15 protein-coding genes and 1 tRNA gene are annotated in these 13,250 nt (G+C 63.4%); 7 read left to right on the top strand and 9 right to left on the bottom strand.

The features are described 5' to 3' along the window. Positions 1 to 107: 107 nt before the first annotated feature. Both ABEA18_RS17615 and ABEA18_RS17610 read right to left on the bottom strand, forming a co-directional pair. Positions 108 to 183: transfer RNA gene (locus tag ABEA18_RS17615), tRNA-Ala, on the bottom strand. Positions 184 to 418: 235 nt separating this feature from the next. Then, the gene (locus tag ABEA18_RS17610; RefSeq protein ID WP_345451265.1) at positions 419 to 1,366 is read right to left on the bottom strand and encodes an NAD-dependent epimerase/dehydratase family protein; all 948 of its coding nucleotides are present in this window, start codon (positions 1,364 to 1,366) and stop codon (positions 419 to 421) included. Here ABEA18_RS17610 and ABEA18_RS17605 point away from each other — a divergent pair. Further along, positions 1,357 to 2,055, top strand: coding sequence for a ScbR family autoregulator-binding transcription factor (locus ABEA18_RS17605; protein ID WP_345451263.1), 699 nt, complete (start codon positions 1,357 to 1,359; stop codon positions 2,053 to 2,055). The genes ABEA18_RS17610 and ABEA18_RS17605 overlap by 10 nt on opposite strands. Before the next feature lies 1 nt (position 2,056). Here ABEA18_RS17605 and ABEA18_RS17600 read toward each other — a convergent pair whose 3' ends face one another. Further along, positions 2,057 to 2,944: a ScbA/BarX family gamma-butyrolactone biosynthesis protein gene (locus tag ABEA18_RS17600; RefSeq protein ID WP_345451261.1), complete on the bottom strand. Its 888-nt coding sequence runs from the start codon at positions 2,942 to 2,944 to the stop codon at positions 2,057 to 2,059. 162 nt (positions 2,945 to 3,106) lie between these two features. Between ABEA18_RS17600 and ABEA18_RS17595 the strand changes: the two genes are divergently transcribed. From ABEA18_RS17595 to ABEA18_RS17585, 3 genes are all read left to right on the top strand, one after another. Then, on the top strand, positions 3,107 to 3,724 hold the full coding sequence (locus ABEA18_RS17595) for a TetR family transcriptional regulator (protein WP_345451260.1): 618 nt from the start codon (positions 3,107 to 3,109) through the stop codon (positions 3,722 to 3,724). Positions 3,725 to 3,814: 90 nt separating this feature from the next. Further along, a complete protein-coding gene (locus ABEA18_RS17590) occupies positions 3,815 to 4,594 on the top strand; it encodes an SDR family NAD(P)-dependent oxidoreductase (RefSeq protein WP_345451259.1) in 780 nt (259 codons plus the stop codon). An 86-nt stretch (positions 4,595 to 4,680) separates the two neighbouring features. Next, positions 4,681 to 4,989, top strand: a complete 309-nt coding sequence (locus tag ABEA18_RS17585; protein WP_345451257.1) for a PfkB family carbohydrate kinase — start codon at positions 4,681 to 4,683, stop codon at positions 4,987 to 4,989. Here the strand turns inward: ABEA18_RS17585 and ABEA18_RS17580 are convergent. Continuing rightward, entirely contained in the window at positions 4,986 to 5,651 is a 666-nt protein-coding gene (locus ABEA18_RS17580; RefSeq protein ID WP_345451255.1) for a TetR/AcrR family transcriptional regulator, read from the bottom strand. The two genes, ABEA18_RS17585 and ABEA18_RS17580, sit on opposite strands and share 4 nt — an antisense overlap. A 100-nt stretch (positions 5,652 to 5,751) precedes the next feature. On the opposite strand from ABEA18_RS17580, the gene ABEA18_RS17575 reads away from it, so the two are divergent. Together ABEA18_RS17575 and ABEA18_RS17570 are read left to right on the top strand one after the other, a co-directional pair. Next, on the top strand, positions 5,752 to 6,798 hold the full coding sequence (locus ABEA18_RS17575) for an agmatine deiminase family protein (protein ID WP_345451253.1): 1,047 nt from the start codon (positions 5,752 to 5,754) through the stop codon (positions 6,796 to 6,798). Further along, on the top strand, positions 6,795 to 8,516 hold the full coding sequence (locus ABEA18_RS17570; protein ID WP_345451251.1) for an amidase: 1,722 nt from the start codon (positions 6,795 to 6,797) through the stop codon (positions 8,514 to 8,516). Before ABEA18_RS17575 ends, ABEA18_RS17570 begins: the two co-directional genes overlap by 4 nt. 4 nt (positions 8,517 to 8,520) lie before the next feature. On the opposite strand, the gene ABEA18_RS17565 is transcribed toward ABEA18_RS17570, so the two are convergent. The 5 genes from ABEA18_RS17565 to ABEA18_RS17545 all read right to left on the bottom strand — a co-directional run bounded on the left by ABEA18_RS17565 (position 8,521) and on the right by ABEA18_RS17545 (position 12,663). Further along, positions 8,521 to 8,892: a sec-independent translocase gene (locus ABEA18_RS17565; RefSeq protein ID WP_345451249.1), complete on the bottom strand. Its 372-nt coding sequence runs from the start codon at positions 8,890 to 8,892 to the stop codon at positions 8,521 to 8,523. Between the two features lie 47 nt (positions 8,893 to 8,939). Next, positions 8,940 to 9,479 (bottom strand): hypothetical protein, encoded by a 540-nt coding sequence (locus ABEA18_RS17560; RefSeq protein WP_345451247.1) that lies wholly within the window; start codon positions 9,477 to 9,479, stop codon positions 8,940 to 8,942. Between the two features lie 255 nt (positions 9,480 to 9,734). Next, a complete protein-coding gene (locus ABEA18_RS17555; protein WP_345451245.1) occupies positions 9,735 to 10,433 on the bottom strand; it encodes an NADPH-dependent F420 reductase in 699 nt (232 codons plus the stop codon). Beyond that, positions 10,430 to 11,515 (bottom strand): LLM class flavin-dependent oxidoreductase, encoded by a 1,086-nt coding sequence (locus ABEA18_RS17550; protein WP_345451243.1) that lies wholly within the window; start codon positions 11,513 to 11,515, stop codon positions 10,430 to 10,432. Before ABEA18_RS17550 ends, ABEA18_RS17555 begins: the two co-directional genes overlap by 4 nt. Before the next feature lie 35 nt (positions 11,516 to 11,550). Continuing rightward, positions 11,551 to 12,663 carry an LLM class flavin-dependent oxidoreductase gene (locus tag ABEA18_RS17545; RefSeq protein ID WP_345451241.1) on the bottom strand — a complete coding sequence of 371 codons (1,113 nt, stop codon included), beginning with the start codon at positions 12,661 to 12,663 and terminating at the stop codon, positions 11,551 to 11,553. A gap of 97 nt (positions 12,664 to 12,760) precedes the next feature. Between ABEA18_RS17545 and ABEA18_RS17540 the strand changes: the two genes are divergently transcribed. Further along, on the top strand, positions 12,761 to 13,249 hold the full coding sequence (locus ABEA18_RS17540) for a MarR family winged helix-turn-helix transcriptional regulator (protein WP_345451239.1): 489 nt from the start codon (positions 12,761 to 12,763) through the stop codon (positions 13,247 to 13,249). Position 13,250: the final 1 nt, after the last annotated feature.

Genomic DNA, 13,250 nt, shown 5'->3' with positions numbered 1-13,250 from the left:
AGGAGTTAAACCACCTTCTCCTCCAGAGGACTCACACCTCCAAGCAAATGCCCATGCCGGGCGTACACGAAAAAGGGAACCACCCGCGCGGGTGGTTCCCTTTCCTTTGGTGGAGCTGAGGGGACTCGAACCCCTGACCCCCTGCATGCCATGCAGGTGCGCTACCAGCTGCGCCACAGCCCCGAACTTTGCCCGCAGGGACTTACATCCCCGCCGGAGCAACTCGTCAATACTAAACCACAACAATGTGAGATAGGAAATCGGACGCTGCTGGCTTCAGGACAGATGAGGTGCGGTCGATTGCTCGGCCGCACCTCCCCCCATTACTGCCCTTCAGCCGTTGCCGCAAAACACAACGAGCCACTGCACTGAAGTGTAGAGACTGACCGGGCATTAAACAAACCGTTCAACCGGTTTATTACCGGGTGGACTCCCTCAGAGCGTGGTAAGCAGAAGAAAATTCACCTAGAACGCTGTTGAACGTCTCCGGTTCGCGCCCGGAAACCCGCCAAAGGCCTTCAGAGGAATACCAGTGATCCTTCGTCACCAAGTCAATCTGATGGCCACTGAATCCTGCGGCGCGCAAGGCCGAGCCGGCACGTTCGTCATCTCCCAGGAACTTCGGGTACTCCACACCGGATGCCCGGGCAACGCTCTGCAAAAGGAATGACACCCGGACAGGTTCCGGGTATGCGGCATGGAAAGCGTGCCCGGGTTGTCCGGGCGCCAGCGCAAGCCCGGAAAGCAGCCCTCCCAGAGCCTCCACACCGATAAGCGAAAGCAGCGCCGAACCATCACCCGGCCACCCTCCAGCCACTTTCATCAGTTTGAGCAGGCCCGGTACAAACCAGCGGTCTCCCGCGCCGAAAACGAGGTTGGGACGAACAACTTCGCCGCCGTAGCCGAGAATCAATTGTTCGGCGACGGCGCGGCTGGCGCTGGCCACCGAGGCCGGGTGATAGTCGGCTTCGGATTCAAGGATGCCGCGGTGAGGGCCCCTCCCATAAACACTGCAAGTACTGACATAGATCAGCCGGGCAACTCCGGCCTGCCGGCATTGCTCAACGACATGATCGGTGCCGGCCTCGTTGATCTCTTGGGCAAGGCGAGGCTCGGAGCCCACATAGGATGCGGCGTGGATGACAACATCCATACCGGCCAGGAAGGGAATCAGGCTCCCCGGGACGGAAATGTCGGCGGTCGCAATGGTAGCGTTATTGTTTCGTAGTCTTGCAGGCGGTTTTCGTGAGAGTGCCACGACGTGCGCCCTTCCGGATCCGGCAAGCGAGGCTACAACCCGGCTTCCAATGAAACCTGACGAACCCAGGACCAGGACCCGGGGCACATGGTCAACACATGTCGACATGGCCCCCGCCGATCCTCGGGTCCGTCGGTTTCATGTACTCAAGTATCCCGGACGCAGAAACCGGAGAGGTCTCCACGCGGATCATGCAGCAACGTGCCAAAGCCACCCGGACGGCAGTCATCGAGGGTGCAGCGTCGATCTTTGAAGAGGTCGGCTATGGGAATGCAAGCCTAAGCGATGTCACTGACCGCGCTTCGGTCACTAAAGGCGCGCTCTATTTCCATTTCAAGTCGAAGGAAGACCTGGCGCTGGCCGTCATCGCCGAACAGCACAACATTGTGCGTGTTGCCGGGGAGAAGATCGCCGCCGCCGGACTGCCTGCGCTGGAGACCATGATCGCCATGTGCCGGACATTCGGGCAGCAGCTACTTGACGAGCCAATCGTCAGGGCTGGCATCCGGCTGACATTTGAAGCTTCGGCGTTCAACGCAGACGTCAAGGGTCCCTACCAGGACTGGGTCACCACCATGGAGATGCTGACGCGCCAAGCTCAACTGGAGGGCGACGTGCGGCCCGAGGTTGATGCCGCAGACTTCGCACGGTATCTAGTTGCGTCGTTCACGGGCGTCCAGATGGTTTCCAACGTGCTGACCGAGCGGCGCGACGTTCTCAAACGGATTGACGACATGTGGGGTTTCATGATGCCGGCCATCGCGCCGATTCACCCGCAAGGCCCAGGGACTCCCTGAATCAACGCGGCGTTTTGACCCGAGCCAACAAGGACATCAGGGTCTGTTCTTCGTGCAGCAACCGGACCCTCATCACACCGTGGGGGCTAGGTGATTCGAGTTGCGTCACAGCAACGTCCACGGGATAGCTGAACTCGACCAACTTCATGAATTCCGCCTCAAACAAGGCAAAATCGGCATCCGGCCGGGAACACGCTGCGCGGACAGCCTGCCTCGCAGCCTCCACCAAAAGCATTCCCGGTACGTGGTCAAGGGGATGATCAAAGAAAATCGGGTGGGTTGGATCAACCCGCAGCGGCCAGACGAACCGGCGTGAACTTTGCCCGAGCATCACGTTCCGCTGGGTGGCATGCCCGACGTCGGCACACGCCAGTAAGTCTTCGCCAGCGGCGGGCAACCCGGCAGGGACCGCCCCACGCAATCGCTCGTACGTCGCCGGATTCACAATGCGGGCCGCCGCCACCCCTTCCCCTACGGGAGCACCGTCAACAACGAACCTCGCAGACACAGCCAGGGCCGACAAGTGCCCTCCACTGAGCTTCATGTCCTTCACATCGAGTTCGACAGCAACTTGCGCGGGTACCAGGGGATCCAAGATTGCGGCTTCTACCGAGATGCTCATATGAGGCATGAGGAATTTATGGGTCAAGGGCACTCCGCACAAATGGGACAAGAAGATCACTGCCTGCCGCAACGTCTCAGCCATGATCGCCGAATCCGGCGAACCGTCCGGCGACCCATAAAAAACGTGCCATCGCGGCCATTGCGCTCCCGCAATGAACCGCCTGGAACCTGATTGAACGAAGTCAGTCAAGAAGACTTCCGAAACCGAGCGCTTATGAACGAGCTCCCGCTTGACGGAAGCCTCGAAGAGCGCTTCATCGCGCATTGGGTCCCCCACTCCTCCCAGGATCTGCCACACCAGCCAGCACTGCTGTTGCGTCCCCCATTAAACGACCAAATCTTATCGGCAAGCTGTGCCCATCGGATTATCGAGGTCGGCGAACTGTCCGGATTGACATACCTACTGGTCGGTTTGTAGTTTGACGATATGGAATTTGGCGACACAGGCAGTACGCCCAAGGGCGCGGCCACCCGGAATGAGATCCTTCGGGTTGCCGCGGACGTTTTTGCACGCAAGGGTTTCGAGCAGACCCGAATGGACGACATCATCCGGGAAGTCGGGCTCACGAAAGGTGCCATCTACTTCCACTTCTCCTCGAAAGCAACATTGGCCCAGGCCGTCGTGGACGAGCAAAAGGCACGTTGGCTGCGTCGCGTGCAAGAGGAAATTCTCAGCAAGAACAATCCGCTGGTGGAGTTGCGCAGTCTCGGAGAGTTCATGGTCAGAACAGTCCTGAGCGACTCTTCCGCGTGGGGCGTCGTGCACTTGGCCAATCAACTGGCTTCTGCGAATGAGCACCCCGGCGCTTCCTCTCCACTGGCCGCATGGGTGGACCTCGTGTCCGGCATCCTTCAACGGGGCCGCGCAAGCGGCGTCTTGACGTTTCCAGGGGATCCCGGCGACGCGGCAACGGTTATTGTGGCCGCATTCGATGGCTTGAAGTCGGTCACCGACGCCCTGGACCCCAAAGATCTCGATGCCTTCGGACGACGCGCGACGCTACTGTTGCAACTCCTCGAACAGCAGTTCGTCTCCAGCCAGTAACGCAGCAACCCACGAGTCAAAGACTTCAACACTCGGCCAAAAAACAAACCGCACAGTCCGTTTATTAGCACCAGTTTACTAGGAGTAGAAATGAATATTTCAGCCAAAACAGCCGTCATCACTGGAGCGTCCACCGGTATTGGTTCGGTCTTTGCCCGAAGGCTCGCTGCCGAGGGCGCACGCTTGATACTGGTTGCCCGCAGCCAGGACAAGCTGGAAGCGCTTGCGGGTGAACTCCGCGAGCAAGGCACCGAAGTGACTGTCCTCGCAATGGACTTGAGCCTGCCGGACTCCGCAAAAGAACTCCACCTCGCCACCGAATCCCTGGGACTCACAGTGGACATTCTGGTCAACAACGCGGGATTCGGAACACATGGACAAGTTCTCAACGCAGACGCCGATCGCTATGTCGAACAGATCCAGTTGAACTGCTCCACCTTGGTCGGTACCAGCACGCGTTACCTGCCCGGAATGGTTGAGCGCGGCTCGGGGGCCATTATCAACATCGCGAGTACGGCCGCATTCCAGCCGATACCCCACATGGCCGTCTACGGCGCGACGAAGGCCTTCGTGCTCTCGTTCACCCAGGCGCTGTGGGCCGAGACGCAAGGCACGGGAGTGAAGGTCCTCGCCGTTTGCCCGGGGGCTACGGACACGCCCTTCTTTGAAATCGCCGGCGAGGCTGCAGCCGCCGGATCGATGCGGACCCCGGAGCAGGTGGTGGACACCGCCATGTCCGCGATCCACGGGAACAAGCCGAGCGTCGTCGATGGCCGGCTCAACTCCTTTGTTGCCCGGGTGGCCGTCAAGCTCCTGCCGGAGAAGCTGGTGATTGCGGCCGCGGGTCGGGCCGTGCGCCCTGCCAACTAGTCCCCACCGCCACCTGACTCGCAAGTCCCCAACTAGTCCCCGCCGCCACCCTCGCCTCGCAAGCTCGGCCAGGGAACCCTGGCGGCGTGGGCCCAGCAGTAGGTGTCGTTATAGGCCCTAAAAACGACATCTACTGCGAGTCAGTTGGGCTGCCACACGACAACTGGCAGCCGTGCGCTCTAGGTTCCCTGGATGATTCGCCCGCAACCAAGACGAGCGTCGTCAACAGCGTGGGGGCCGGTGATGCCTTCTGTGCGGCGCTCGTCCTCGCACTCGCGTCGGGCCTGGATGAGGAAAGCAGCCTCGCGGCCGCCTGCGCGGTGGGGGCCGCCGCCGTCGGGAGCGAGCTTTCGCAACCGGGGTTCGAGCGGCTGGAACACTACCTGCCGAACTAGGAATCCGAGCTTGGGATCAGCCCGGTGCGCTGGACGCCGCCCGGCAGCAGCGAACCGCGGGCCGCACCTACCATGCCTTCCACGGCGCGGGCGAGGTGCGTACCGCGGTCGCTGACGCCGTCCCAGCGCACCAGGGCCTGGGCATTCAGTCCGTCCACCATGCCCAGGATCTGCCAGGCGACAGACGGAGCATCGAAGGTATCGAACTCACCGGCGTCGATCCCCGCTTCGACCACGCGCTGCACCACGGCCTGCCATGCATCCATCTGCTCACGGACGCAGGCTGCGAGCGCCTCGTTCCGACGCCCCAGGGTCCACGCCTCCACCCAGATTGCAGTGACATCGAGCCGGCTGACGTCCATGAGCGTTTCGAGGAGCATCCCGAGCTGTTCCAAGGGAGTCGGCTGCTTCTCCAGAAGGCCCGCAACCTCCTCGGTCTCCGCCGCCACGATGGTCGAAAAGATGCCCGCCACCAAGGCCTCCGCATTGGGCTGGTAATGCGCGACGAGGCCTGAGGCCACCCCTACCCGCGCTGCCACGTTGCGCAGCGTAATGGCGGAAAGCCCCTGCTCAAGCGCTATTTCCTTGGCGGCCTCGGCTATTTCGGCCGCGCGTTCGGCCGGCGTCTTCCGCGCAGCGCGTTTCTGTATCGTGCTTGACATCACACAACAGTCTAAAGTAGTTTTCTTGTTGTTGATCACGCGATCAATAAGAAATGACACTTCACAACACATTTCACCTCACAACACGGAGGAGACTTCCATGGCCTGGAGAATGCCAGCCGAAACCGCACCCCACGAGCGCACCTGGATGGCGTTCCCCCGCACTGGCCTGACCCTGGGTAGCGACGCCGCTTCGGCGGAAGAAGCGTACGCGGCCTGGACCGCCGTCGCCCACGCAGTGTCCGAGTTCGAGCCCGTCACCATGGTGGTGGACCCCAGCGAAGGGGACCGGGCCAGCCGCATGCTCGGCGCCGGAATCGAACAGCTTGAGGCTCCCCTTGACGAATTCTGGATGCGCGACGTCGGACCCACCTTCGTCGTCGACGACGAGCGTCCCGGCGTGCTCGGCGCAGTCGACTGGATCTTCAACGGCTGGGGCGCCCCGGCGTGGTCCGAATGGGAGAAGAGCGCCGGCATGGCCCGCTTCGTCACCGAAGGGTCCGGCGCTGAACTGGTCACTTCGCTGCTGGTCAACGAAGGCGGCGCCATCCACGTCGATGGTGAAGGCACCGTCCTCGTCACCGAAACCGTCCAGCTGGATCCACGCCGAAACCCCTACGCAGACAAGGCCCGCGTCGAAGCGGAACTGTCACGCACGTTGGGCACTACCCACACCGTGTGGGTACCGCGGGGCCTCACGCGTGACTACGAGGACCTCGGCACTCGCGGCCACATCGACATGGTGGCTACCCTTCCCTCCCCCGGCCGGGTCCTGCTGCACTCGCAGACCAACCCAGGTCACCCCGACTTCGAGGTCAGCCGCACCCTCCAGCGGTTTTTCGAGACCCAGCAGGACGCTGCAGGCAAGCCGTTCGAGATCACCCTGCTTCCCGCGCCTGAGACCCTCCGCGACGAGGAAGGCTTCGTCGATTGGAGCTACGTCAACCACCTCGTGGTCAACGGCGGCGTGATTGCGTGCGGCTATGGCGAAGAGCGGGCCGACGCCCTGGCCGCGGAAATCCTGGCCGAGGCCTACCCGGGCCGCCGCGTCGTCACCGTGGACGCCCGGCCGATCCTCGCCCGGGGCGGAGGAATCCACTGCATCACGCAACAGCAGCCCAAACTCACCAGCCAGGCCGCACGATGAGCCGCTTCGACGTCGTCGAGGCCTCTATTGCGCAGTTGCGTGCAGCATTGGAGGCCGGCGAAGTGACCAGCGAGGAACTCACCCAGGCGTACCTGGACCGCATCGACGCCTACGACCGCAACGGCATCACGCTGAACGCAATGGTGGTGATGAACCCCGAAGCGCTCGCAGATGCCCGGGCCTCCGACGAGCGCCGGGCACGCGGCACCACCCTCGGGCCCCTCGACGGCACTCCGTACACCGCCAAGGACAGCTACCTGGCCAAAGGGCTCACGGCTGCCGCCGGCTCCCCCGCGTTCGAAAACCTCATCGCGCAACGCGATGCCTTCACCATCGAACGCCTCCGCGCGGGGGGCGCCGTGCTCCTCGGCCTGACCAACATGCCGCCCATGGCCAACGGCGGCATGCAACGCGGGATCTATGGACGCGCCGAAAGCCCCTACAACGCCGATTTCCTCACCGCGGCTTTCGGTTCCGGATCCTCGAACGGCTCGGGAACCGCGACCGCGGCGAGCTTCGGAGCCTTCGGCCTGGGCGAGGAGACCTGGTCGAGTGGCCGCGCACCGGCGTCGAACAATGCCCTGTGCGCGTACACACCGTCGCGCGGGGTCATCTCTGTGCGCGGCAACTGGCCGCTGGTCCCCACTATGGACGTCGTAGTGCCCCACACCCGGTCCATGGCAGACCTGCTGGAACTGCTCGATGTCATCGTTGCCGACGACGCCCAAACCCGCGGCGACTTCTGGCGCGCGCAGCCGTGGGTCCAGATCCCGGCCGCGTCCCGGGTCCGTCCTGCTTCCTACCCGGCGCTCGCACCATCCGACGTCGACGGCGCCCGCTCGGCTTTGAAGGGCAAACGCTTCGGGGTGCCGCGCATGTACATCAACGCAGACCCCGACGCCGGCACCAGCGAAACTCCCGGCATCGGCGGACCCACCGGCCAACGAATCCAGACCCGCGATTCCGTGATGGAACTGTGGGAGGCAGCCCGGCGCGACCTCGAAGCCGCCGGAGCCGACGTCGTCTTGGTGGGTTTCCCCGTCGTCTCCAACTACGAAGGCGACCGCCCGGGCGCGCCCACCATCTCCACCCGCGGACTGGTCAGCCCGGAGTACCTGAAACGGGAAATCGTCGAGCTCTCGGCCTGGGCCTGGGACGACTTCCTCGCAGCCAACGGGGATCCGGCGCTCAAGGGCCTGGCCGACGTCGACGGCACGGCGATCTTCCCGCACCCGGAAGGCGCCCTCCCGGACTGCTATGACGGGTTCGACGACGACATCGCCGACTACCCGGCGCACATCCGCGCACACGCGGTTGCCTCCCTCACCGACATCCCGCACCTCGAAGAAGGCCTGCGCGGACTCGAAGCGACCCGGCGGGTGGACCTTGAGGAATGGATGGACGAACTCGGCCTGGATGCGGTCATCTTCCCCGCCGCCGCCGACGTCGGACCAGCCGACATGGACGTCAACGAATCCTCAGCCGACCTCGGCTGGCGCAACGGTGTCTGGGTAGCCAACGGCAACCTCGTCCCCCGGCACCTGGGGATCCCGACGGTCACCGTACCGATGGGAACCATGAGCGATATCGGCATGCCCGTCGGACTCACATTCGCCGGCCGCGCCTACGACGACACCGCACTGCTCGCACTGGCCGCGGCCTTTGAAGCAACAGGCGAGCGCCGCACCGCTCCCCCGCGGACACCGCGCCTCGACTAACGAATCAGGTGGACTCGTCGTCGAAAGGGGCCTTCTGCCCGGCCGCCAACCGCACAACCGGTCGGGCAGGAGGCTGGACCGGAGGCTGCGCCTGGGTTGGGACGACCGGCTCAGTGAGCGGCTCGTCCTCCAGGAGGGCTTCGCGGATAATGCGGCGAGGATCGTATTGGCGTGGATCCATCTTCTGCCAATCGATGTCCTCGAATTCCGGGCCGAGCTCCTGGCGAAGCTTTTCCTGCGCGCCGGAGGCCATGCGCCGCAGTTCGCGGATAAGCCGCCCCAGCTTCCTCGCATACTCCGGAAGCTTGGTCGGTCCAAGGACCAAAACGGCAATAATCAGGAGAAGGGCTACCTTCTCGACCGAAATATCGATCATGGCTCCATTCTAAATCCACCACCCGGTCGCTCCGGGCGGCACCGGGCTTAGGAGATCGCGTACAACGCTACGGCAAGTCCAGCTGCCATCAGCGCCTCGCGGACACCCTTCAATCGGGGCACGGCGTGCGATTTGCTCTCGGCCGGCATCGCGAACGTGCCCAACAGCCAACCCGTGGCGGCGAAGAGCATGAGGATCGCGCTCATGATGTCGGCAAGGATGATGCCCAGTTGGTGTCCTGGATGATCCCACACCGATCCAGCTCCACTCGACGCGGAGAGCAGCACCCAGCCTGCAAGGGCCGCCACCGCTGCGCCATAGATCGCCGACCATCGCCCTGTCCCAGTTGTCCACCCTTTCTCCCCTGTCCCGGGGCCTTGGTACACGATCCTGACCACGAACAAGAGGAAGACAAGGCCAATCGCCGCTCCCAGCTGGACCACACCAAGCGGAGCCCACCCGAGCCCTACCGCCGCCATTGCGGCGGCCAATATCCCGGCTGCGCCGGCGTCAATCCGGGCCGCGGCACTCTTGGCCCGGAAGATAGCTCCGAACCCCACCACGGCCGCTGCCCCGAAAAGCAGCACCAGAGCGCCTACAACAAACGAACCTCGGAACATATCCTGCCAATCCTCCTGCGCTTCCGGATGAAACCCACCCGCAGTCATATCAGTTCCGCATGGGAGAACCCTGCATGCTGCGAAGATCAGGGCTGGAACAGCAACAGGATCTCGCGGCGCCCTGCTACAGGCGTTGCACTGGTGAGGCCTAGTCCTAGGACCAGCAAGGCGTAAATCCACGGAAGTGACTTGCCGGCAAAATTCAGGCCTTGGCAGACGGCATCACATCCGGCCGCCTCCGTCACTCGAATGAATGGGAACCCGTTCGCCTGCAGTAGTCCGGATCAACTCGCGAAGCTCGCCCGCCGATACGTTCGCGCCGAATGCTGGGTTCCCCGGCTGCAAGGCCACGCCTGATGGCAGGCGACCCAAGAGGACTGGGTCGAAACCTAGCGCATCGATCAGTGCAGAGACGGCGATGACGTCGTCGTCTCCGTCCCCGGCCAATGCGATCGCCTTGCGGTCCAGCATCCCGGTTGGCCGACTCTCCTCTTCGAGATCGTGATATCCCATATGGTTCAGAGCTTTCACGACACGTGAATTGGAAAGGAAGTCCTGCACGATCTCGCTGGTGGAGATACCTGGGTCGTCGAGGTCGTCACGGATGCCGTCGGTTTCCCACCAGTAGTTCATCGCGTCAATCACGAGTTTTCCGCTCAGCTGTGCAACCGGAAGGGTCCGATACTTACCGAGGGGCAAGGCGAGGATGACGACGTCGGCCTCGAGGGCGGCGTTCTCGGGTCGGACTGCCACAGCTCCGGGAACGAGCACTTCGATGGTGAGGGCGATCTTATCCGGGTCTCCGGAGCCTGAGATCAGCACCCGGTAGCCTGCGGCGAGAGCCAGCCGGGCCAGCACAGTGCCAACTTTGCCGGCGCCGAGGATGCCGATGGTGCGGACCGGACTCCTCGTGCCGTTCACGGCCGCGCCCCCGTTCGGGACCCGGCCGAAGTCGAAGATGTGTCAGCGAGCATCTCGCGGACCAGTGGGATAACTCGAGTACCGTAAAGCTCCACGGCCCGCAGGCGGGCCGTCGCGGGCATGTGTCCGCCGGCAGTGTAGATGAGGTCGAACCGGCCGACGTCGAGAGCGCGGATCGCATCAGCCATCTTGGCGGCGACGGTCTCGGGCGAGCCGACATAAAGGGATCCGTGTTCCACATCGGCCTCGAACTCACCGCGCTGAAGGGGAGGCCAGCCGCGCAGCGCGCCAATGCGATCACGAATCACTTTGTAGCCCGGATAGAACAGTTCTTTTGCCGTCTCATCGGTATCAGCGATCAGTCCCGGAGAATGCATGCCCACCGGGAACGCGGTGGTGCCTAGCTGCTCGGTGGCACGGCGGTACAGGTCGACATACGGGGCGAAGCGGGCAGGGGCACCGCCGATGATGGCCAGCATGAGCCGGAACCCGTAGTTCGCAGTACGAATCACGGACTGCGGGGTGCCTCCGACGCCGACCCAGGTCCGCAGCCGACCCGAGTCCGTCTTAGGGAACACGTCTGCTTCGTGCAGTGGCGCACGTGTGGTGCCCGTCCACGTGACGGGCTTCTCGTCAAGGAGTTTGTGAAACAAGTCGATCTTCTCGTCGAAGAGGAGATCGTAGTCGCTGAGATCGTAGCCGAACAACGGGAACGACTCGGTAAACGATCCGCGTCCAAGGATCACTTCGGCACGGCCATTCGAGAGCGCGTCTACGGTCGCGAACCGCTGGAACACCCGTACTGGATCATCGGACGAGAGCACCGTTACACCAGACCCGAGGCGAATCCGGTCGGTTGCAGTGGCGATCCCGGCCAAGACCGTTTCCGGAGTTGAGATGGCGAACTCCGGGCGATGGTGCTCGCCTATGGCGATCGCGTCGATGCCGATATCGTCGGCGAGGATTGCTTCGGCCAAGGTGGCGCGAATCGCCTCGCCGTGGGTGACGATGTCACCGTGATGGTCGCGAGGCAGGTCCCCGAAGGTGTCAATGCCGAACTCGAGGTCGGTGAAGTCGTTCATAAGTTTCTCCCTTTTCAAATGCCGAGGTGGTCAGTTCACGAGTGGACGGCCTTGCCGCCCTTGACAATCCGCGCCGGTGTTCGGCCGGTGAGGTGCCAGTCGCCCGGATTCTCGGCGAGCAGCTCGCGGACACGCGGAGCAACCCTTTCGCCGAACAGGCGGATGCTGTGTTCGCGAGCCTGCCGGGGAAGGTGCAGCACGTCGTACTTGAGGTCGAAGCGGGACAGATGGTTCGCGCGCACGATCCCGGCGATCTTCTGCGCCACCGTCTCGGGAGATCCGACGTAGAGTGCGCCCGTGTCGACCTCTTCTGCGTATCGTTCGGCGGTCGGCGGGTAGAAGCCGCGTTCCCGGCTGACCTGTGTCACGACGGGCTGCCAATGCTTCCAGTGCACATTCTTCGCTTCTTCGTCGGTGTCGGCGACGAAGCCGAGGGAATGCTGCGCGATCGGCAGCTCGGGGCGTCCGAATGACGAGAGCGCCCGCAGGTAGAGCTCGGCGTGCCCGGCGAAGCGCTCGGGCCGTCCGCCAATGATGGCCATCATCAGCGGAAGTCCGTGCCGCGCCGCGCGGATCACGGAGTCGGGGCTGCCGCCAATTCCGATCCACGCCGGGATCCCGCCATCCGGCATCCGCGGATGCAGGCGAACGTTCTCGAGCGAGCTGCGATACTTCCCGGACCAGGTCACGCGATCCTCCCGCATAAGACGGAGGAACAGATCGAGCTTCTCCTCGAAGATCTCCTCGTAGTCGGCGATGTCGTAACCGAACAGCTGGAACGACTCGATCGCGGAGGCCCTGCCGAGGACGAGCTGCGTGCGGCCGCCGGAGATCCCGTCGACGGTCGCGAACTCCTGATACAGCCGCACCGGATCCTGCGTCGAGAGCACGGTCACCGAGGTGCCGAGGTGGATGCTGGAGGTAGCCTGTGCGGCGGCCGCCAACAGCACCGGAGTGGCCGAGTCGACCATGCCCTCCCGATAGTGCTCGCCCATGCTGAAAACGTCCAGACCGACAGCCTCTGCCAGCTGCGCCTCCTCGATGAGTAGACGCAGCGTCTCGGCATCCGACATCACGCGACCTGCGTCGGTTGAGATGTCGCCGAACGAATTCAGCCCGAACTCAAGATCATCGATCTGATCAACCATCACGTCCCCGGCCCTTCTCGTCGCCCCGGACCTTCCGGATTGACGTGTCAATACCCCGAACAACGCTATAGTTGACGTATCAATTCCCGGAGGTGAGATGGTCTACGCGAAGCACCGCACGATGCCGACTCCCGTGCAGTTGCGGATCTGGCGGGACTACATCGAGACGGCCGAGGCGCTGCGCACACGCCTCACGGGTCGCCTACAGAACGAGTCGTCCCTGTCGTCAGGGGACTACCAGGTGCTGCTCGCCCTCAGCGAGGCGGAACAGCACACGATCAGGTCATCAGAGCTCGCTGCCATGATCGGCTGGGAACGCAGCCGCCTGTCGCATCACCTGGGCCGCATGGAGAAGCGGCAGCTCATCCGACGGATCCCCTGCGCAGACGCCGTGCACGGCATCGATGTGATCGCCACCGATCCGGGACTGGAGCTATTCCGTGCCGGATCGGTCCCGCACCTGCGCGCCGTGAAGGAAATCTTCATCGACGCACTGTCCCCGGAGCAGCTCATACAGGTCGAGGACATCGCAATCGTCCTGCGCCGACATCTTGGCCTCGATTCCGAGGTCGGAACAAGGGAGTGAA

The organism is Arthrobacter gyeryongensis (genome assembly GCF_039543785.1).
GTDB classification, from domain to species: domain Bacteria; phylum Actinomycetota; class Actinomycetes; order Actinomycetales; family Micrococcaceae; genus Arthrobacter; species Arthrobacter gyeryongensis.
This window is presented reverse-complemented; position numbering and strand designations above follow the sequence as displayed.

Bases quoted from the DNA above. Each gene is read 5' to 3' on its own strand.
- ABEA18_RS17605 (WP_345451263.1), top strand. From the start codon at position 1,357: ATGTCGACATGGCCCCCGCCGATCCTCGGGTCCGTCGGTTTCATGTAC.
- ABEA18_RS17610 (WP_345451265.1), bottom strand. From the start codon at position 1,366: ATGTCGACATGTGTTGACCATGTGCCCCGGGTCCTGGTCCTGGGTTCG.
- ABEA18_RS17580 (WP_345451255.1), bottom strand. From the start codon at position 5,651: ATGTCAAGCACGATACAGAAACGCGCTGCGCGGAAGACGCCGGCCGAA.
- ABEA18_RS17545 (WP_345451241.1), bottom strand. From the start codon at position 12,663: ATGGTTGATCAGATCGATGATCTTGAGTTCGGGCTGAATTCGTTCGGC.
- ABEA18_RS17565 (WP_345451249.1), bottom strand. From the start codon at position 8,892: ATGATCGATATTTCGGTCGAGAAGGTAGCCCTTCTCCTGATTATTGCC.
- ABEA18_RS17600 (WP_345451261.1), bottom strand. From the start codon at position 2,944: ATGCGCGATGAAGCGCTCTTCGAGGCTTCCGTCAAGCGGGAGCTCGTT.
- ABEA18_RS17540 (WP_345451239.1), top strand. From the start codon at position 12,761: ATGGTCTACGCGAAGCACCGCACGATGCCGACTCCCGTGCAGTTGCGG.
- ABEA18_RS17590 (WP_345451259.1), top strand. From the start codon at position 3,815: ATGAATATTTCAGCCAAAACAGCCGTCATCACTGGAGCGTCCACCGGT.
- ABEA18_RS17550 (WP_345451243.1), bottom strand. From the start codon at position 11,515: ATGAACGACTTCACCGACCTCGAGTTCGGCATTGACACCTTCGGGGAC.
- ABEA18_RS17570 (WP_345451251.1), top strand. From the start codon at position 6,795: ATGAGCCGCTTCGACGTCGTCGAGGCCTCTATTGCGCAGTTGCGTGCA.
- ABEA18_RS17595 (WP_345451260.1), top strand. From the start codon at position 3,107: ATGGAATTTGGCGACACAGGCAGTACGCCCAAGGGCGCGGCCACCCGG.
- ABEA18_RS17575 (WP_345451253.1), top strand. From the start codon at position 5,752: ATGGCCTGGAGAATGCCAGCCGAAACCGCACCCCACGAGCGCACCTGG.